The organism is Paenibacillus sp. Y859 (assembly GCF_056786405.1).
This window is the reverse complement of the sequence record NZ_JBXCIZ010000008.1, coordinates 46,947-64,665: the sequence shown is the minus strand read 5'-3', so window position 1 is coordinate 64,665 and position 17,719 is coordinate 46,947. Positions and strand designations below refer to the sequence as shown.

The window sequence follows — 17,719 nt, the reverse complement described above, 5'->3', positions numbered from 1 at the left end:
ATATAGACTGGCCAAACACAAACTATTATGGTAAGATACTATGTATTGAAAAGGAGTGATTTCTTATGGTAGTTGCTGAAAGAGAAAAAAGAACTTTTGTGTCTTCGCTTACTTTCATGCCTGAAGAAGTACAAAATGTTTTGTTGGAGAAAATTCTTGAAGAAAACGAACTTGTTCAAACTAATATCACTGAACAAGATAGATTAGAAGAAAAAGAAATACTAAAAAATCTTCATTTCGCCGAAGGAGAAACGAAGATTGTTTCGTTGTTCTCGGGTGCGGGCGGCTTAGATTTGGGAGTAGAACTTTCAAGTATGGTTGTTCAATTTGGAAAAGAAAAAGCATACAGAGCTTTTGAAAATAAAGAAGAATATTTGAAATTGCGTAGTAAAGTAAAATGCAATTTTGTTTATTCAAATGATATGTTTACATCAGCAAATATGACTTACGTTAATAACTTTGCTCCGACTGTTACTAAAGTTGCAAAGGACATTCGTAAAGTAGCAGAATTTCCGAGCTGTAATCTTATGCTCGGCGGATTTCCATGTCCCGGTTTTAGCAGTTCCGGTCCTCGATTACTCGATGATCCACGGAACTTTCTATACGTCCATTACATTCGTGCTTTAGTGCACAGTACACCCGAGTTTTTTGTTGCTGAAAATGTAAAAGGTCTTATGACAATGGCTAGAGGACAAGTTCTTAGCCAAATGATAGAGGACTTTAAAGCTGCGGGTTATTATGTTACTGCCCATTTAGTAAATTCTCGCGATTATGGTGTTCCACAACTTCGTGAACGAGTATTTATTGTCGGAATCCGCAATGATATTCGTGAAAAATATGGTTTTGAATACGAAGTTCCCGAAGCAACACATGGAGAAGGGAAACTTCCATATGTCACTTTAAAAGATACGATTAGCGATTTGCCTTTGGATCCTAAAGATGTTTACGAAGGTTCGTTTTCAAGTATGTATATGAGCCGTAATCGTAAAAAGAACTGGGACGAGCAAAGCTTTACTATTCAAGCGAGTGGTAGGCAAGCTCCCATGCACCCTCACGGCGAACCTATGAAAAAAAATGGAAAAGATTCTTGGGAGTTTCAAGGTAATTTTAATCGTCGTTTATCAGTTCGCGAAGTTGCCCGTATTCAATCTTTTCCTAACTGGTTCGAGTTTTCAAATGGTAATAAGGAAAACGTTACGAATAACCATAAGCTTAATGAACAATACAAACAAATTGGCAATGCAGTGCCAGTCTTACTAGCTGAAAAAATGGTTCGTCCAATTATTAAGTTCTTATATGAAAAAATTATTTAAGTAAGAATTAATAAGATATTCATCAATGCTCATTCCAGTTTATTGGGATGAGTTTTTTTGAAACTGTAATATGAAGATAATAGTTTAAAGAACAACAATACGCAATTTGAACAGAGTTCTTTTTATGGTCTTAATAGCTATACTATCTATCAATCTGTGAGAAACAGACTCAACTTTATTACTCCATTATAGCCACTTTAAACCCTCTTACAGACTCTCTCAGAGCCTCAAAACCCTTTCTAGTGAATCTTCTAACACAGGGGGTAACATTATTCCTATATAACCACTTAAAATATGAGGATGCAAAACGATTACATCCTGAATGATGGTCCAGAGAAATTCGAGATTGGTCGCTAGACGATTTAAACGGGGCTGAATTTGAACGTCTGCTTGCACTTTATTTTCGTGGTAAAGGATATGTGGTTAAAGAAGTTGGCATTGGTGGGAAGGATGGTGGCGTTGATCTGGTCATTATCGATAAGCGAGGAGAGAAAACGGCTGTTCAAGCTAAATGCTATGCTGACCATAACAAGGTGAATGTGCAGACTGTTCGCGAACTAGTAGGAGCTAAACGTAATCATGATTGCATTCTTGCTTTGTTAGTAACAACCTGAGACTTGACGGGGCCTGCTAAGACTGAGGCAGAGAATTTTAAAGTGGATTATTGGCACGGCGGCTTAGTTGAGCAAAAGCTTCAATCCTGGGGTAAATGGCAACCAACCAATAAGAGAGTGAAGTCAGTTACGTCTAAGTAGGACGAGAGTGATTTAGTCTGCGGTTATGATATATGGTCAGATGAATTATTAAAGCTCCACTATATTAGACTATCTATGATTTATTGAAAAATGGAAGTTATAGGAAAAGTTTATGTCAGATATTATTGTGAAGGCGATTCCTTTGTCAAGATAAATGCCGTGTACATGGACTTGAGTGCTACAGCTGAGCCATTACTAAAAGAGGAGGATTCTCTCATATATTCAAGCTTGGTAAGTAGTTTTCCTTGGCGATTTATATACCCAAACTTACCGACAGGATCTGATTTCGTTGTAATACCTACTAAAGTGATTCCTTCTTTGAATTTAGATGCTCTATTATATTTCTGATAAGCAATGACCAATTGCCCCTTTGTATTGATAAACCCCACTTTTCCTTGGCTATTATAAACTGCAGCTAGACCCTCGCTGAAATCGTTCACGTTGCTATACCGAAAAGGAATAATGATCGTCCCATATTTATCAATAAAGCCCCATTTTCCTTTAGCATTTTGTACGGGCGCTAAACCTTCGGAAAAATCACCACCGGCTTGATAACGAAGAGGAATAGTGACTTTGCCTGTTGTATCGATATATCCATAAAAGCCTTTGCTGCTGATTTGAACAAGAGCTAACCCTTCGGAAAATCCGCGGGCATAGGTGTATTGATATGGAATGGCCAACTGCCCGTTTGTATTGATGTAGCCGATTTTATCGAAGTTTTGTGGAGCATATGCGATAGCCAGGCCATTTGTGAAATAATAATCAGAACTATAATCTTCGGTGAAATGGGTAACGACCTTCCCTGTCCTATCAATAAATGTTTGTTCACTAGAATTGGCCATTGTTACATGGGCTATGCCTTCGGAGAAATACCCAGCTGAAGTAAACTGACAGGGAATAGCTAAGTCGCCTTTGGTGTTAATGTAGCCAAGGAGATTCGTCTTTGTATTAATGACGAGTGCCCGCTGCTCGTGGAAGTCGCCTCCGGTGATAGGTTCAATATCTTCAGGCAGAGTAAATGCTATATCCCCCTTGGTGTTATAATACACAAGCGTGCCATCCGACCGCTCTGCCAATAACAAGCCATTATGGAAATGACCATCACTTCCAGGTCGAGCAATCATATAGTCTACAGGTGTGTTGGAGACTTGGATTTGTGTCGTGTTTGAAGCTGCCCATCCAGTGTCCAACATTGTGGTGGAAGTAAACAGAACTAATAAGGCTAATCCAAATTTCTTTAACATGTTCAAGCTCCTTTATAAATGAATTCTTATTATTATAGACGTATAAATGGTGGAATGGTTATGTATCGATTACATTTGCATTTCGAGCGGAGAGAGCGTGTGTTAGACTAAGGACGAAGGAACTGCGCTAGAGTGTTGAAGCACCACAATTACATATGAACGGAGCACCTATAATATGTTTAAGAAACTATTATCCATGTTTACAGCTTCCCCAGCTAAGAAGAAGAAACCGAAACCAACGGCAAGTAAATCTAAAGTAGCTCCCAGCAAGCCAAGGCCAAAAGTGCAACCGACTCGAATTGGTGAATTGGGTGAACATAAAATCAACATTCAGCTCGATCAGCTTCCTAAGGGATGCATGTATTTAAGTGACTTAATGGTTGTGAATGCCAAGTCTCGTACGGGTTATTCACAGATTGATCATGTTGTGATCACACCTAGAGGTCTGTTTGTGATTGAGACTAAGAACTATAATGGTGAGATTAAGGGCAAGCGTAATGAAAAATCATGGACAGTTAATAATCGGTTCAGAATGTACAATCCATTCATGCAGAACTACGGTCATATTCAGGCTATTAAAAGTTATCTACCGAGTTATAAGGATGTTAGGTACATCTCACTAGTATCCTTTACGATGCGTTGCCGTTTTAGTGTTGACCCTGACCTGAGAAAGATCCAATCGGATGACCTGATTGTATATGATGTCGAGTTGTCTGAATATATTGGGCGAAAAATGATTCGAATTCAAGCGGAGCAGCCAGAGAAGATATTATCTGAACCGGATATTCAGAAGATCTATGATTCTCTGTTAGAGGCGAACATTACAGATCTAAGTGTTAGAGCTGAGCATGTCGAGAAAGCTAGTGGAGTGAATAAATCTAAGTAAGACAGGATATGATTGCAACACGCTATAATAAAGGACGCTCTACTGTTGGACAAGCTCCCGCTTCAGTTACACAAGAAGTTTTAGACAAAATCCACACCTATATGGTGAGAATATAAACTCCCCCATATGCTAATTCTAGTATGTAAACAATCGAAAGCATCGTATCTTATAAGGAATGATTGTAGTTAGTTGTAAAAAGTGTTATTCTTTCAACGGTAAACTCAAAATTCATGCTCCTCAATGCATCTAATAATAGTCACAAATTTAGTTATAAAGAAAGGTCATACTATGATAAAAGTTGATAACTTATCCTTCTCATTTCCGCAAAAAGAACTATATAACAACATTTCATTTACGCTTGAAGAGGGACAGCATTGCGCTTTTATAGGAACAAGTGGCAGTGGGAAAAGTACACTGATCGATATACTGATGGATCCAGAAAGACATATGTTCGAAGGCAAGCTAGAGATGGACCCAACTTGCACAATCGGGTATGTAAGTCAGTTCTCACAACTAGACAAAACGAAAGAAACAACAGTGTTCGAATATATAGGGGAAGAATTTATTAAGATACAAAATGAAATAAATGCTATTTACACTGAAATGGAAACATCAGCGGATATTGATTCGTTACTAGAAAAGTCTCAATTGGCTTTAGATGCATTTGCTTCAATGGATGGGGATAATTTTGAGAGCAACATTAATAAGAAACTAAATCTAGCAAACCTCATGAAGCTAAAAGATCATAGGGTATCTGACCTGAGTGGTGGGGAATTCAAACTTATTCAAGTGATGAAGGAAATGCTGAGTAGTCCAGACTTAATGATTATGGACGAACCCGATGTATTTTTAGATTTTGAAAACCTAAATGCGCTTAAGAATCTCATTAATTCTCATAAAGGAATGCTGCTAGTCGTTACGCACAACAGATATCTATTGAATCATTGTTTCAACAAAATGTTGCACCTTGAGAACATGGAGATCCAAGAGTTTGATGGGCGATATATTGAGTATAACTTCTCATTACTTCAGACGAAGATTGAGTTACAAGAACTCACAGTCGCTGAGGGTGAAGAAATTGAGAGAAATGAGATCATCATCGATAATCTTAGAGCTATCGCAACGTATAATTCAGAAGCATCTAGAGGGAGAGCGCTCAAAGCTAGAGTTAAATTCCAAGAAAGATTGGAAGCACGTAAAATTAAGGCACCATTCGTAGATATTAAGCAACCGAATATCAGTTTAGGTATTGATCATGAAATTGAAAATGATGACACCATAGTTATAAATGTTAATAATTATAGTGTTGCCTTTGATGAGTTGCTTCTAGAGAATGTTAACTTTGAGATGAAATCTACGGATAAAGTAGCCCTTATCGGTCCAAACGGTACAGGGAAAACGACGTTACTCCGAGAAATATTTAATAATAATCATGAATCCATTGAAATAAATGCTGATGCTAAAGTAGCATATTTATCTCAGTTTCAAGGCGAAATGCTAAAGGATTCTAATACAATACTCGAAGAATTCATCGATGCTGGGTTTAACACTTATGAAGAGGTTAGATCATATGTTGCGCATTATGGTTTTGAAGGAGAAATCGTTGATCAAAAGATAGCATCTTTATCTGGTGGAGAAAAAAATATGCTTCAATTGGCCAAAGTTTCTGCCAGTAAAGCAAACGTATTGCTCCTTGATGAACCGACAAGTCATTTGGACACCTATACACAAATAGCACTGGAAAAAGCCATTGAAGACTATAAAGGTGCGATTCTCATGATTTCTCATGATTTCTATTCTGTCGTAAATGGTATGGATTATGTGTTAATCATTGACGATAAGACGATTAGAAAAATGACTATGAAAAAATTTAAACAGATGATTTATGCTCGTCATTTTGATAGAGACTATTTAGAAATGGAACAAAATAAAAAATCACTTGAAACGAAAATAGAATTGGCATTAAAAGATACTAATTTTGAACATGCAAAAGTATTGGTTGATGAGCTAGAAGAGCTGATTAAGTTGCTTTAAATCATAACCCTCTGATTGAAATGATTACAAGTATCGATTTATTGTACTGGGAATTAGGGCTACTTGAATATTATCACGCGATTGCACCACTCTAACCGTTTCTTGCACCACTGAATATCATAAAATGCACCACCAAAAACCATAAATCACACCAGATCGATATGTGAACCTGACGGAATCATGAATTCCGTCAGGTTCTTTCTGCATTCTGACTCTTGTTAAATCAAAGTAAACTAATTAAACATTAAGGTGTTTTATTATTTTGTATAAGTTTACTTTACTTTTATAAAAAGTGAGTTTATAATTTGATTCAAGAGGTGATGGTCATGAAGAAAGATTTTGGTGATTCGATATCCAATAAGGTTTATGAATATCGTGTACTTGCCAGAATGTCTCAGCAAGAATTAGCAGAGAAAGTCGGGGTATCCAAACAAACCATCTTCGTAATGGAAAAAGGAAATTATGTTCCGACTCTGCTGTTAGCTTTTCGAATTGCCGATTTTTTTAAAGTTGAAGTAAACGATATTTTTACTTATGAGAAAGGAAATGATGAAAAATGAAAACGATGTCTATCTCAGATTTCTCTAACGAAATTTTTTACCCTTTAAAGTCCTGGGCTGAACAATCTCCGGGAAATTGGAATATTCTCCTTGGAGTTGGTTTATTACTGCTTATCGGTAGTATGATTATGCTCTATGCATTTTATAAGATGATTGGGCGAGAAGACGAACGTACAAACACAATCTTTTTGAAAAGCAGTTTCTATATGCTGGTGGTAATTGTTCTATGTGACATAATTTTTCCGAAAGAATATATGTGGAACATCTTTTTCTTGTTCAAATATACGCTAGCATTTTTCGCTGGTGGAATTTATTTGGCCGTCCAATATAAAAAGGATTTTTCATAAGGAAAGGTCGAGACGCGAGGCCCAGCCATGGATGGAGGATTAGATAATGCTGATAAATATGCTAACTAAGCGATATGGAAATTCAATAGTTATAAAAGATCTCTCTTTGAATTTCAACCAAGGAGAAATCGTTGGTCTGATTGGAAGAAACAGCGCTGGAAAAAGTACCCTGATGAAGATTATAACGCAAAACATTCCGACCGATGATGGAGCAGTTGCGGACAATCATCAGGTAAGTTACTTGATCGAGGAACCAAAGCTATTCAATAATAAGTCAGGATTATTCCACTTAACTTATTTTTCAGGAATTTACTTACACTAATCGTTTTGTTTGTGATTGTCCCTATAAAAAGAAAAAAATCGAAGTATACGAATCGTTTACTTGTTCTGGGGAGGAAATCGAATAATCGATTAGAGGAGGGGCAAAACATTAGGATAGTAATCAAAAGTCAATCGCCAAAAACGGTTCTTATCATTCTTTTTTTCCTGTTTTTAGTGTCGATATACGGGTACCATCGACTAGAGAAAGACTTAGTATATTCGATTGTGCCTGTAGAGATCAAGGCCGATTTTTTATCGGAGGCATACTTTTCTGAACTCTCAGAGCAGTATGATCAAATTCGCTCTGAGCATCAAAAATGGTATATATTTGATACAACCAAAGCGATTGCATCACACGCAATCCTAACGCATATGATGCATGATTTGGTGGTAAATCAAAAGCTTCTGAACGGACATAAGCAATTTGATATGTTTTTTGAGACATTTGATCAACATGTCAAACAACTCCCTTATATCACGGAAGAGATTCATTATTTTCGCAATGAACTGAATCGATATGGAGAGGCGCCTGAACAATTAGAAGAAATAATTGAACTAGTGGCATGCGGCAAATGGCAGCTATTCACTGCTAGATATCACCGATATGAAGTAAGCGAATATGACGCTGCTTATAATGTGAAGTTTATATCATCAAATGGTCGCTTTGAAGTTGTCTATCATGCTGAGACGGGTCAGATGGTAAACGATCTGGTAAACATGGGCACGTATAATTATGCGCCGGGGAGTATCCATCCATGGAAGTATTACCAGCACCATAAATACGATAAAGTTCCCTGGAAGAAATGGGGTAATGCTAATCAGATTTCATACAAGGAAATTACAAAGAGGCAGTCAAGGCATGGCTCAACGGAGCAAAGGAAAAGTACAAAAGAACTCCATAACTTAATCAAAAACAAAATGTCAGATTCACAGAAGTGTCGATAAGGATCTATACTGTAGGATTAATTATAAAAGGACTGTTCCCCTTTTATAATTAATCCTATCTTACTACCATATCTCCGCATTATATAGATGATCGCATATCCTGATCGTTTATTGGATGAACTAGATGGAAAATACGAAGGTCTCTATCCAGAACACAACAAACAGAAAAGACACTGATGAATACAAATCAGTGTCTTTTTGCTATATAGATTGTTTAATAGATCTGTCAGTTACAGTAGATCACTTATTATTAAATATCTCTCTCAACACATTCTTTGCCATAGCAATTTGCTGAGGATCTGATTTTCTGAGCATCATTATAATTTCATTAACATTTGCATCTGATTCTGTCTGCTCGTATTCTTCATTTACGTAGGTAAACAGCTGAGTAACATTTACATCTAATGCGTTTGCAATTTTATCAAGATTCAACAAGGCTACGTTTTTTTCTCCTCGTTCAATCTGTCCTATATATGAAAAATGAAACCCTCCTTTTTCTCCAAGGGATTCTTGTGACATTCCTCTTTCTTTTCTCAAGACTCTAATTCGGGCACCAACTAGTTTAAGAATTTCTTTCTCCTTCATTTACTACACCCCTCTATAATCAAAAGTGTAGTCAAGTTTTGGAGTGATAAACATTGTATTATGAATATCATTGATATTTATAGGTATCAATATGGTGTATAATGATGGTAATGTTAGATTTTATCAAATGTAACAAGTGTTTGATGATATAGGTTTGGAAAATACAAAGTTTAGTATTAGGTCTCTATTTTTAAAATAATTCAAGAAGGTGATTCTATGAACAGTATTCCCAACAGTTCGGACTTCAAATCCAACCAATCCTCCAAGGTCCGTAGTTATTATGAACTTTCCAAGTTTTATATGGACATTGGCTTAGTGTTTCTTGAAGGGGGATTGACTTCGCATTGTTTGAACATAGGTTATATGTCCATAAAGGCTATGCTAAACGCAGTTTATTTACATAGTGGTGGAAGGGAAATGTATATGAATCAGATCTCTTTCGATGAACTGTTATTGTTCACACGGGAGAGGAATATCATTGATCTGGATGCAGAATTATTCTTAAGCAAAATATATTTCTTAACGAGCCAAGAAAACATATTAACTACACAGAATTTAGGGGAAGAGCATGCCATTAGTATTTTAAATAGAATAGAACTATTATTATGTACTTTGTCTGAGAGAATAGTTGATTGTGAGACATACCAACCCATATTCTAAGCAACAATGACGATAACCTCCCTAACTTTTTTCATAATGATATAATTACATAAAGGAATTACGAGTATAGAGCAGTAATAGATATGTTTTGGACAAACACTCATCTACCTGCGCACTATTAGCCATACAACCGGAAAGGGTGTTCCTATGTCTACATATAATAAGTTGGTTCGTGATCGCATTCCATTTATTATTACATCGCAGGGGAAAGAGTGCAGAACTCGCATTCTGGATCCTGAAGAATATACAGAGGAATTGAAAGTGAAGCTTAGTGAAGAAGTTGAGGAGTATACCAAGGCGGATAATGATCAAGACGCTCTGGAAGAGCTAGCAGATATGCTAGAAGTAATAAGGGCATTGGCTGAAGCTCACGGGTCGGACTGGATGGAACTTGAAAGCATACGGGCAGATAAGGCGGAAGCACGGGGCGGGTTCCAGGAAAGAGTCTATCTAATCGATGTCGATGATGATTTGTTTTGAGAGGTATTATTCCTGACGATCCTTCTCAAGCGCCTTCAACGGCCAGACATGTACATCGATTCTCTTGCAATAATGCGCATACAATGGTTCTGACACTTCGATGCCCGGCATTTGAATCATCGAATTTTCGCTAATTTCATACGATGCCTTTTGCAAATTCCACGGTGCATGATTAATTTCAGACATGAATATTTGACCGCGATGCTCGCTGTATAAACAATATCTTTCAACTAACCAATAATCCAGTGTTCCCTCTAACGCCTGATAGACTTCAGATGTGGGGTGATAGCTTCCTTTAAACTTGAAATCACCCTCATTTCTCGAGCTTTCATATACAATATGGTCTGCCTGATGAACAATGCTCATATCGGAATAGAAATAAGGTAATTTAAAAAATATTCTTCCAAAAAATACTCCCAACAAACTCTTCGCATCCAAACTGAAAAAATACACACCAGGTTTGTCACCGACGGTAACATAAGTTCTGACGTTCAGTTCTGGGAATTTTGACAAATAAGGTGCAGATGGGGTTCCTTTAAAACGGATCCCGCTCATCCAAAAGGGTACAATGCTTATCCAAGCATCTCCATTAATCGTATCTAATTCCATTCCAGAAGGCACATGGGGTCTAAGAGCATCTGGGTTTATGGGGTAATGTAAGAACAATAGATCGCGCCAGCTTTGCTTAATAATCCATGGGCTACTTGGTGCAGACCAAGGTCTTTGTGAATTGGTGATCATTTGCTCTCTTCCTTTCATCTCATGATAACTAATCAGCTACTGCAATTAGCTCATTGGAGTATATTCATTATTTAGTATGAACAGAAACGGTTAGAACTGATTCGTTACTTTTCCGGTGGAACGATCAATCTCGTACCATTGGATGGTTGAGGTATGCTCATCGGTCTCGTCGTTTCGTACAAGTTCATAGTGATGGATGGTCACGAACTGGTCATCCATGTGATCAACTTCATAAATGAAGACAGAACCCATATTGTGCTGATCACGTTGGTTATCCTGTACACGAGTTACGCCTTGGGTACCCGTTAAGATGTATAATGCATCAACATCTGTGAGTTGGAGTTCATCCCAGTTATTGTTCGGAACTTCACCATCGTCAAATTTCTGCATTTGGACTTCTCTATATCGATCAGCAATATCTTTGTTCAAGAGTTCATAGATGAGATCAGGATCTGTCTTCAGTTCCTCAAGCTTACGATATTGTTCTGGAGAATCGAAGCCTATGATCTTACCCAAGACATTGAAATGTTGAAGGTTAGGGTCATAAATGACAAGATGCTGTTGAGCTACTGCCGTGCTGTCTACATGACTCTTAGATCTTACCAATAGAGCTAGAGAAGACTCATCGAATGGATAGCTTAAGACATCGGTGAGACCGTGACGATAGGCATCATCGAGTTGAAGTTGATCATATAGAGTGGAGAGGAAAGGAGCGTCCGTGTGACCTGAGTTCTGTAAGTAAAAGATTCCTCTCGGTTCTGCATTCATGCCACCAAAATGTTGATCATCTGAATAATCGATGGTTAGAGAATGATCCGTAAAGGATAGTTGAATATCTTGATATTCCTCATCCGAATATACAGCATTTTTGCCATCATAGTTGAAATTAACTTCGATCTGACCCGTATGGTGAGTAACTCCAGAATGAATATTCACACTTAGGTGATATTGATTACCTTGTAATTGAGTTACTTCTGCAATGCCTGAGTACATCGGATTGGCATTAGGACGACTGAAGGTTCCTATAATGACAGAACTGTCTTCAGATGGGTGTTCCACGGATGGCTTTTCTGTTGCTGGCGATTGAGTCTCGACAATGGGAGTAGAGGAAGTAGGTGAATCTCCGTTACCGTTCGATGACGATTCATTTGAACAACTATTAGTGAGTAACAGTATACTCATTAAGATGAATAATTTATTCACAATAAGACCTCCACAAGTTAGTATAATTGGATGATGCAAGGTTTAAAAAGGAAACAACAAACTCAAGTATACTTCTCATAATGGGTTTATTATACCGGTATACGGTTAAATTTCAGTAATCTTTGAAGAAGCTTGCATGGAAAGAGACATTACTCCAACAAATCGTCATAAAGAAATTGATTTTGGAAAACCAGAGGGGAATGAAGTTTATTGAGTATTCCAGACCGTGGAGATTTTTAATCAAGCTCCCATTTCAGTTACACAAGAAGTTTTAGACAAATTCCACACTTTTCTGGGGTGAATATTCGGATGTCATTCACTTGAATAGGCATAGAATGACGACGTTAGAGTTACGAACAATGCTTCGCGCATGTACGTAGTGAAGGTGAGGCTAGATTAGCTGTATAAAGTACATTTAAATAGCAGGAAAAGTTGGAAAACAGATAATTAGTTGTAAAAATACACTTAAAAGTGGCGAAAACGGTGAAAAGCGAGGGTTCCAGCAATCTAGATGTACTTTATGCAACTAAAATTAGTGTAAAAGAGGATTGACCAAATCTAAGTGTACTTTTTGCACCTAAAAGTGAATGATGGAGGCGGAAGGTGATGAATGGTGATCGTGGATGGTGTTACAGCCCAATCCGCGAAATGAACTTATATCGGAGGAACTCTTATGTTAATTCAATTAGGTAATTTTGAAGTTGCGTCTGGCCAATTGGTCGTATCGGATCCTTGTTATGAACTAGATACGGCAACCATTATTATGGGTGTGTTAGACAATGTGTTAAATGGGACTTGGATTGGTCAAGTGGAGAAGACGGAAGTGAGAGATTGGGGCGAAGCTTGTTCTAAATTAACGGCATGTCATAGTTCAGTCGTGGAACAAGAAGAATATTTGGAATGGGTGAAGTGTTCATTTATCGTAGGAGTGGATAGTGGACAAGCAGGGATCTTTGATATTAACAAGTATCGAATCCCTGATTCCAATACTCAGGATAGAGGTACGGATACAGATAGTGAGTGGTATTTATCTTGTTGTAACATAACCGAGAGTGGTCATGAAGCTGGAGTTCTAGATGGCGGTGTCGTGTCACATACAGGTATGGGAGATGGTGCTTATGGGGCATATATCGCCACAAATAAGCAGGATCAGATTGTCGGTGTAAAGATTGTATTCCTAAAGTCTTCAGAATTCTAGAATCCAGTCAAGTTGCCTACAATTTAATCCTACCGTATGTTCCCACACGCCATATATATTCAACAGGTCCCATTGAGAAGTGTCGTAACCAGATAATTCCTAGAAGCGCGAATCCGCGCAGAATATCAAGAGTAATCATTACAAGAAATCCCACTCCATGAGTGGGATTTCTTGAATGGTATCCAATTGGAGATTACTCTGGTCTCTTTACTTGTAGTGGGGGAGGAATGAGCCATCCCTTTTCTTTATTCATTTTAAGTATTCTAGCTCCTAATGCAGCCATAGTAAGCTGATATTTGGCATATAATGCGGCGACATCTTCTCGAATACATTGTCCCATCGCTTGGCTACAAGCGACCAAACCAATAGCAGTGTCTGCTGCAATTTTAGCAGCTATTTCTGGGTCAGTAAATCTTGCCCCTACAGGGATGTCTTCAATCTTCACTTGAGGGCGATCTGGCAGAATTGGAGCGGGAGCAACGCCATTATCTGTGAGCAATTTATCTAATTCCTTAATTTCCAGCTTGGCTTGATCAATTAGAGCTTCTAACACTTTCTTAAGATCCTTGTCTCCAGCATGATTTAAATAGGCTTGATAGCAGGATACAGCTCCTTTAGCAACCGTCGAAGCAGACCAAATGCTGAATATCTCACCATAATGTAACGGTTCATCTTTTGGATTGCCATTCAAAATACCCATGTATGCACACACCTTTTCCTTTATTTCACTTCTACTTTATGATGTCCAAACAATAAGTGAATATGTATCTTGAATGAAATTTATTAAAAATGTTGGTACATCTCATGCGATCTATTAGGGAGTGCTTGACTAGATATACTTAATGAAATACGTTTAAGAGAAAATTATGAATTCTTCTAGGAAATGAGGGCTGATATGATAGACATTCATACACATATACTCCCCTTCGTTGATGATGGGGCTGCGAATTGGGATGATACATTGAATATGGCTAAAGCGGCTGTAGCTGAAGGTATTACTACGATTATCGCAACACCGCATCATGCGAATGGGAAATATATGAATGTGGCAGAGAAAGTTGTAGAGCATACCCGTCAACTGAATGAGAGGTTAATAGCAGAAGGTGTTCCAGTTACTATTTTGGCCGGACAAGAAATTCGGATACATAGCGATTTACTAGAAGCTTGGTTCAGAAAGGAATTACTTCCGCTGGGAAACTCTCATTATGTGCTGATTGAATTGCCATCCTCTGTCATTCCGAAGGAGATGGATGAGTTGATTTACGAGTTGAATATTATGAAATTAAAACCGATCATTGCTCACCCTGAACGAAATGCAGAAATTGTTAAGCATCCAGAGAGGCTGGCTAAGCTCATTGAGAGAGGCGCCTTCGCGCAGGTTACAACGCATTCCTTGCTTGGCAAATTTGGCAAACGAATTGAGAAATCAGCATGGTCATTATGCAGAAGCGGACTCATTCATATCGTTTCATCGGATGCTCATCATGTTGAACGCAGAGGATTTCAACTGCGGGAAGCTTATGATGTTATCCGGGATCGTATGGGGGAGCCATGGGAGAACTATCTTCTAAACAATGCGCAGTGTGTGATTGAAGATAAGCCTTTTGGTCGAATGCCAGAATTAAAGTCTTCGTCGGAGCGAATTATATACCGTTTATTACCCTTTTTCATAAAAAAATAACATTTTATGACCAATAAAGCCGATTTTTTCGGATATTTTTGGTCATTTTTTTATTTATGAGTTGCAAAAAATGTCGAAAAACATCATTTAATTCTTCTTTTTTGGGACGGTGACCAATAGTCCCTGTTTTCGATATTATAAACAACTAAAGAGAGCATGAATAGAGCTTAATTTGCTCTAACTTCTAAATTTCAACAAGATAATTGGTAGGGAACATCCTAGATATCATAAGGATGTAAGCGAATTATGGTGGCATTTGAATGAGTCAGAATAAAGAACTACCAAAAAAAAACTGAATAAAAACTAATTCTTACAATATTGCCCACTTTATGACCTGAAAATTGAAAAAAAATATTTATAATTCGACAATGATTAGGAACACGTACCTATGGTAAAGTTTTGAAGATGAGCAAGATTATCTAAATGCTTCTATGTCTTTATTCTCTCAAGAATTAATTGGATTTGTGGCATACTGTTTATACAATAGTTAAGATTTTGTCATATGTTGAATGGGTAGCAGACAAGAATGGTTAAGTTCCATGAATCAATGTAGATAAACGCCACTTGATGAATGGAGGATGTAAATGAAGACAGACACGAATCTAAGTCAGAAGAAGATCAAGTTGAAGAGATTTTTGGCCAAACTATCGGAAGACCCTGCACTACTGAAACAGGATGATGTTGTAGAATCTAGGGCAATATCTGAATATCTGATATTAACAGGTTATCGCCCGAAGGACGGACTTATTAATATGGCAGAACTAGTATCATTAATGCTGAGGAAGATTGATCTTGAAGCCGATTCAGAAGACTTGATGGAATCCGTTATGAAGGGCGGGTCAGTCGATCATTTCATGAACACAAGGAAGTAAGAAGCTAAATCGTCGTCATTATTGATCTGGTATTGACCTAAATGTTTCTATGAAAAACTATGCCCGAATATTCGCGAATTGAATAATTATATACATATATCAATTCATTAGGAATAGTTATTCATAGAGATTTACACATTTATGGGTAAACCACGCCCTCATGTTCGCGAATTGAATAACTATTATTATTTGTTATTCGAAATGAGTAGGGCGTATTGAGAATACATACAAAATTGAATGAGTTCGGAGGAAATAATGTGGAATTGAAACAATACTGGTTCATCATCAAAAGAAGGCTGTTATTGATTGTATTGATTATTGTAGTAAGTTGTCTATCCATCGGCATCTATTCCTATTACCTCATTACACCACAGTACGATGCTTCAGCTAAATTAATCGTCAACCAGACCAAGGATAGTAGCTCATTAATACCGAGTATAGACCTTGGCTCCATAAACACGACGATCGGGCTGATCAAAACTTATAAAGAAATTATCAAAACACCTCGATTGATGAAGATTGTCGTCAAGGAATATCCAGAGCTCGGTGTGACACATGGTGAACTCATCGGCAAAGTAAGCGTAAGTTCTGTTAATGAAACGCAAGTGATGTCCATATCTGTCAGGGATAATTCCTATGAGAAGGCAGCGAATATCGCCAACGCGGTAGCAGTCGTATTTCAACAGAAGATCCCTGAACTGATGAAAGTCGATAATGTTTCAGTTCTAGATAAAGCTGATCCAACAGAATCTCATAACCCAGTAGCACCCAATGTGAAGCTCAATATTGCTGTGGCATTCATGTTGGCATTGATGTTTGGAGTAGGTATTGCCTTTCTACTCGATTATTTAGATGACACGGTGAAGACCGAGGAAGATATTGAGAAACTGCTTGGAGTTCCTGTATTAACTTCAATTCCAGGATTTAAAGAAAGTGATTTCACGGATCGGAACAATAACACTCCGATACCGGTTGGGAGGGAAAACAATGTCTCACTTGATGCCTAAATGGAACCTTATTACGGAGAGCAATCCGATATCTCCAATCTCTGAAGGATACCGAATGCTACGGACCAATATCGAGTTCTCGACATTAGATCGACAGCTACAAGTCATAATGATCACTTCTTCTAATCCGAATGAGGGGAAGAGTACGACCAGTGCTAATATAGCCGTGTCTTTCGCTCAAGCTAATAAACAAGTACTGCTCATTGATGCGGATCTACGGAAACCATCGCAGCATCATATCTTTGGGAAGTCCAATCGGAGTGGCTTGACCACCGCTTTATTTAAACAGAAGGAGTTAAGTGAGATCATCCAACAGTCCAATACGGAGAACCTTTCTATCCTTCAAGCTGGGCCTACTCCACCTAATCCATCAGAGTTACTGTCTTCTAAACAAATGGCTACTCTGCTTAACACAATTAGGGGAATGTACGATGTGATCATTATCGATACCCCACCTATCTTGTCCGTAACAGACGCTCAAATTGTAGCGACTTTAAGTGATGGTGTTGTGCTTGTCATTGAATCGGGGAAAGTGAAGAAAGAAGTGGTGCTTAAAGCGAAAGCATCCCTTATGCATGTGAATGCCAAGTTAATCGGTGTAGTTCTTAATAATGTTAATCGAAAACAATCAGATTCCTATACCTACTACTACGGAGAAGAAAACGACGGTTAACGTCAATTCATCCTAATGTGCGAGTTCAAAAAGTCGACTTTTCAGCACCGAGAAGATTGGATGAAGCCAAGGGAGTGAGGAGCGGAGCGTAGGCAGTACCTACGTGAGCACCGGAAGGACCGGCTGAATTCAATCTTCGAAGTCGAGTAATCCTCTTGATATGCTTCGTGATCAAAAGGTGACTTTTTGAACAACCTCTTAATGGTAGGCGAGA

At 38.0% G+C, this 17,719-nt stretch carries 21 protein-coding genes; 15 read left to right on the top strand and 6 right to left on the bottom strand.

The genetic code is table 11. From position 1 onward, the window contains the following. Positions 1-65 precede the first annotated feature (65 nt). Together AC1TO8_RS16490 and AC1TO8_RS16485 are read left to right on the top strand one after the other, a co-directional pair. Positions 66-1,313 (top strand): DNA cytosine methyltransferase, encoded by a 1,248-nt coding sequence (locus tag AC1TO8_RS16490; protein WP_482056727.1) that lies wholly within the window; start codon positions 66-68, stop codon positions 1,311-1,313. A 338-nt stretch (positions 1,314-1,651) separates the two neighbouring features. Further along, positions 1,652-1,927, top strand: a complete 276-nt coding sequence (locus AC1TO8_RS16485; RefSeq protein WP_482056818.1) for a restriction endonuclease — start codon at positions 1,652-1,654, stop codon at positions 1,925-1,927. Positions 1,928-2,190: 263 nt separating this feature from the next. On the opposite strand, the gene AC1TO8_RS16480 is transcribed toward AC1TO8_RS16485, so the two are convergent. Then, positions 2,191-3,312 carry a WG repeat-containing protein gene (locus AC1TO8_RS16480; protein ID WP_482056726.1) on the bottom strand — a complete coding sequence of 374 codons (1,122 nt, stop codon included), beginning with the start codon at positions 3,310-3,312 and terminating at the stop codon, positions 2,191-2,193. Positions 3,313-3,487: 175 nt separating this feature from the next. Between AC1TO8_RS16480 and AC1TO8_RS16475 the strand changes: the two genes are divergently transcribed. The 6 genes from AC1TO8_RS16475 to AC1TO8_RS16450 all read left to right on the top strand — a co-directional run bounded on the left by AC1TO8_RS16475 (position 3,488) and on the right by AC1TO8_RS16450 (position 8,405). Continuing rightward, complete coding sequence (locus AC1TO8_RS16475; RefSeq protein WP_482056725.1) at positions 3,488-4,198, top strand: nuclease-related domain-containing protein; 711 nt, start codon at positions 3,488-3,490, stop codon at positions 4,196-4,198. A 288-nt stretch (positions 4,199-4,486) separates the two neighbouring features. Continuing rightward, positions 4,487-6,232, top strand: a complete 1,746-nt coding sequence (locus AC1TO8_RS16470) for an ABC-F family ATP-binding cassette domain-containing protein (RefSeq protein ID WP_482056724.1) — start codon at positions 4,487-4,489, stop codon at positions 6,230-6,232. Positions 6,233-6,558: 326 nt separating this feature from the next. After that, on the top strand, positions 6,559-6,792 hold the full coding sequence (locus tag AC1TO8_RS16465) for a helix-turn-helix transcriptional regulator (protein WP_482056723.1): 234 nt from the start codon (positions 6,559-6,561) through the stop codon (positions 6,790-6,792). Then, positions 6,789-7,139, top strand: a complete 351-nt coding sequence (locus AC1TO8_RS16460; protein WP_482056722.1) for a DUF2178 domain-containing protein — start codon at positions 6,789-6,791, stop codon at positions 7,137-7,139. Before AC1TO8_RS16465 ends, AC1TO8_RS16460 begins: the two co-directional genes overlap by 4 nt. A gap of 46 nt (positions 7,140-7,185) precedes the next feature. Beyond that, positions 7,186-7,461, top strand: a complete 276-nt coding sequence (locus AC1TO8_RS16455) for an ATP-binding cassette domain-containing protein (protein ID WP_482056721.1) — start codon at positions 7,186-7,188, stop codon at positions 7,459-7,461. Positions 7,462-7,634: 173 nt separating this feature from the next. After that, positions 7,635-8,405: a hypothetical protein gene (locus tag AC1TO8_RS16450; RefSeq protein ID WP_482056720.1), complete on the top strand. Its 771-nt coding sequence runs from the start codon at positions 7,635-7,637 to the stop codon at positions 8,403-8,405. Positions 8,406-8,645: 240 nt separating this feature from the next. Here AC1TO8_RS16450 and AC1TO8_RS16445 read toward each other — a convergent pair whose 3' ends face one another. Continuing rightward, a complete protein-coding gene (locus AC1TO8_RS16445; protein ID WP_482056719.1) occupies positions 8,646-8,990 on the bottom strand; it encodes a helix-turn-helix domain-containing protein in 345 nt (114 codons plus the stop codon). Positions 8,991-9,206: 216 nt separating this feature from the next. Between AC1TO8_RS16445 and AC1TO8_RS16440 the strand changes: the two genes are divergently transcribed. Continuing rightward, on the top strand, positions 9,207-9,650 hold the full coding sequence (locus tag AC1TO8_RS16440; RefSeq protein WP_482056718.1) for a hypothetical protein: 444 nt from the start codon (positions 9,207-9,209) through the stop codon (positions 9,648-9,650). A 147-nt stretch (positions 9,651-9,797) separates the two neighbouring features. Continuing rightward, positions 9,798-10,130, top strand: coding sequence for a nucleoside triphosphate pyrophosphohydrolase (locus AC1TO8_RS16435; protein WP_482056717.1), 333 nt, complete (start codon positions 9,798-9,800; stop codon positions 10,128-10,130). Between the two features lie 6 nt (positions 10,131-10,136). On the opposite strand, the gene AC1TO8_RS16430 is transcribed toward AC1TO8_RS16435, so the two are convergent. Together AC1TO8_RS16430 and AC1TO8_RS16425 are read right to left on the bottom strand one after the other, a co-directional pair. Next, positions 10,137-10,871, bottom strand: a complete 735-nt coding sequence (locus AC1TO8_RS16430; RefSeq protein ID WP_482056716.1) for a YqjF family protein — start codon at positions 10,869-10,871, stop codon at positions 10,137-10,139. Between the two features lie 90 nt (positions 10,872-10,961). Then, a complete protein-coding gene (locus AC1TO8_RS16425) occupies positions 10,962-12,074 on the bottom strand; it encodes a hypothetical protein (RefSeq protein ID WP_482056715.1) in 1,113 nt (370 codons plus the stop codon). A gap of 673 nt (positions 12,075-12,747) precedes the next feature. On the opposite strand from AC1TO8_RS16425, the gene AC1TO8_RS16420 reads away from it, so the two are divergent. Further along, positions 12,748-13,272 (top strand): DUF4241 domain-containing protein, encoded by a 525-nt coding sequence (locus AC1TO8_RS16420; RefSeq protein ID WP_482056714.1) that lies wholly within the window; start codon positions 12,748-12,750, stop codon positions 13,270-13,272. A gap of 16 nt (positions 13,273-13,288) precedes the next feature. Here AC1TO8_RS16420 and AC1TO8_RS16415 read toward each other — a convergent pair whose 3' ends face one another. Both AC1TO8_RS16415 and AC1TO8_RS16410 read right to left on the bottom strand, forming a co-directional pair. Further along, positions 13,289-13,411, bottom strand: coding sequence for a DUF418 domain-containing protein (locus AC1TO8_RS16415; protein ID WP_482056713.1), 123 nt, complete (start codon positions 13,409-13,411; stop codon positions 13,289-13,291). Positions 13,412-13,465: 54 nt separating this feature from the next. Further along, positions 13,466-13,972: a DUF3231 family protein gene (locus tag AC1TO8_RS16410; RefSeq protein ID WP_482056712.1), complete on the bottom strand. Its 507-nt coding sequence runs from the start codon at positions 13,970-13,972 to the stop codon at positions 13,466-13,468. Positions 13,973-14,167: 195 nt separating this feature from the next. Here AC1TO8_RS16410 and AC1TO8_RS16405 point away from each other — a divergent pair, with 195 nt between their 5' ends. The 4 genes from AC1TO8_RS16405 (at position 14,168) to AC1TO8_RS16390 (ending at position 17,505) form a co-directional block, all read left to right on the top strand. Then, entirely contained in the window at positions 14,168-14,953 is a 786-nt protein-coding gene (locus tag AC1TO8_RS16405; protein WP_482056711.1) for a tyrosine-protein phosphatase, read from the top strand. Between the two features lie 584 nt (positions 14,954-15,537). Continuing rightward, on the top strand, positions 15,538-15,825 hold the full coding sequence (locus AC1TO8_RS16400) for a hypothetical protein (protein ID WP_482056710.1): 288 nt from the start codon (positions 15,538-15,540) through the stop codon (positions 15,823-15,825). A 257-nt stretch (positions 15,826-16,082) separates the two neighbouring features. After that, positions 16,083-16,832 (top strand): YveK family protein, encoded by a 750-nt coding sequence (locus AC1TO8_RS16395; protein WP_482056709.1) that lies wholly within the window; start codon positions 16,083-16,085, stop codon positions 16,830-16,832. Then, entirely contained in the window at positions 16,813-17,505 is a 693-nt protein-coding gene (locus tag AC1TO8_RS16390; protein ID WP_482056708.1) for a CpsD/CapB family tyrosine-protein kinase, read from the top strand. The genes AC1TO8_RS16395 and AC1TO8_RS16390 overlap by 20 nt, the downstream gene beginning before the upstream one ends. Positions 17,506-17,719 lie beyond the last annotated feature (214 nt).

Excerpts from the sequence above, each read along its gene's own strand:
- AC1TO8_RS16390 (WP_482056708.1), top strand. The coding sequence starts at position 16,813 with ATGTCTCACTTGATGCCTAAATGGAACCTTATTACGGAGAGCAATCCG.
- AC1TO8_RS16460 (WP_482056722.1), top strand. The coding sequence starts at position 6,789 with ATGAAAACGATGTCTATCTCAGATTTCTCTAACGAAATTTTTTACCCT.
- AC1TO8_RS16435 (WP_482056717.1), top strand. The coding sequence starts at position 9,798 with ATGTCTACATATAATAAGTTGGTTCGTGATCGCATTCCATTTATTATT.
- AC1TO8_RS16410 (WP_482056712.1), bottom strand. The coding sequence starts at position 13,972 with ATGGGTATTTTGAATGGCAATCCAAAAGATGAACCGTTACATTATGGT.
- AC1TO8_RS16455 (WP_482056721.1), top strand. The coding sequence starts at position 7,186 with ATGCTGATAAATATGCTAACTAAGCGATATGGAAATTCAATAGTTATA.
- AC1TO8_RS16405 (WP_482056711.1), top strand. The coding sequence starts at position 14,168 with ATGATAGACATTCATACACATATACTCCCCTTCGTTGATGATGGGGCT.
- AC1TO8_RS16440 (WP_482056718.1), top strand. The coding sequence starts at position 9,207 with ATGAACAGTATTCCCAACAGTTCGGACTTCAAATCCAACCAATCCTCC.
- AC1TO8_RS16490 (WP_482056727.1), top strand. The coding sequence starts at position 66 with ATGGTAGTTGCTGAAAGAGAAAAAAGAACTTTTGTGTCTTCGCTTACT.
- AC1TO8_RS16400 (WP_482056710.1), top strand. The coding sequence starts at position 15,538 with ATGAAGACAGACACGAATCTAAGTCAGAAGAAGATCAAGTTGAAGAGA.
- AC1TO8_RS16445 (WP_482056719.1), bottom strand. The coding sequence starts at position 8,990 with ATGAAGGAGAAAGAAATTCTTAAACTAGTTGGTGCCCGAATTAGAGTC.
- AC1TO8_RS16430 (WP_482056716.1), bottom strand. The coding sequence starts at position 10,871 with ATGATCACCAATTCACAAAGACCTTGGTCTGCACCAAGTAGCCCATGG.
- AC1TO8_RS16470 (WP_482056724.1), top strand. The coding sequence starts at position 4,487 with ATGATAAAAGTTGATAACTTATCCTTCTCATTTCCGCAAAAAGAACTA.
- AC1TO8_RS16465 (WP_482056723.1), top strand. The coding sequence starts at position 6,559 with ATGAAGAAAGATTTTGGTGATTCGATATCCAATAAGGTTTATGAATAT.
- AC1TO8_RS16480 (WP_482056726.1), bottom strand. The coding sequence starts at position 3,312 with ATGTTAAAGAAATTTGGATTAGCCTTATTAGTTCTGTTTACTTCCACC.
- AC1TO8_RS16420 (WP_482056714.1), top strand. The coding sequence starts at position 12,748 with ATGTTAATTCAATTAGGTAATTTTGAAGTTGCGTCTGGCCAATTGGTC.
- AC1TO8_RS16415 (WP_482056713.1), bottom strand. The coding sequence starts at position 13,411 with ATGATTACTCTTGATATTCTGCGCGGATTCGCGCTTCTAGGAATTATC.
- AC1TO8_RS16475 (WP_482056725.1), top strand. The coding sequence starts at position 3,488 with ATGTTTAAGAAACTATTATCCATGTTTACAGCTTCCCCAGCTAAGAAG.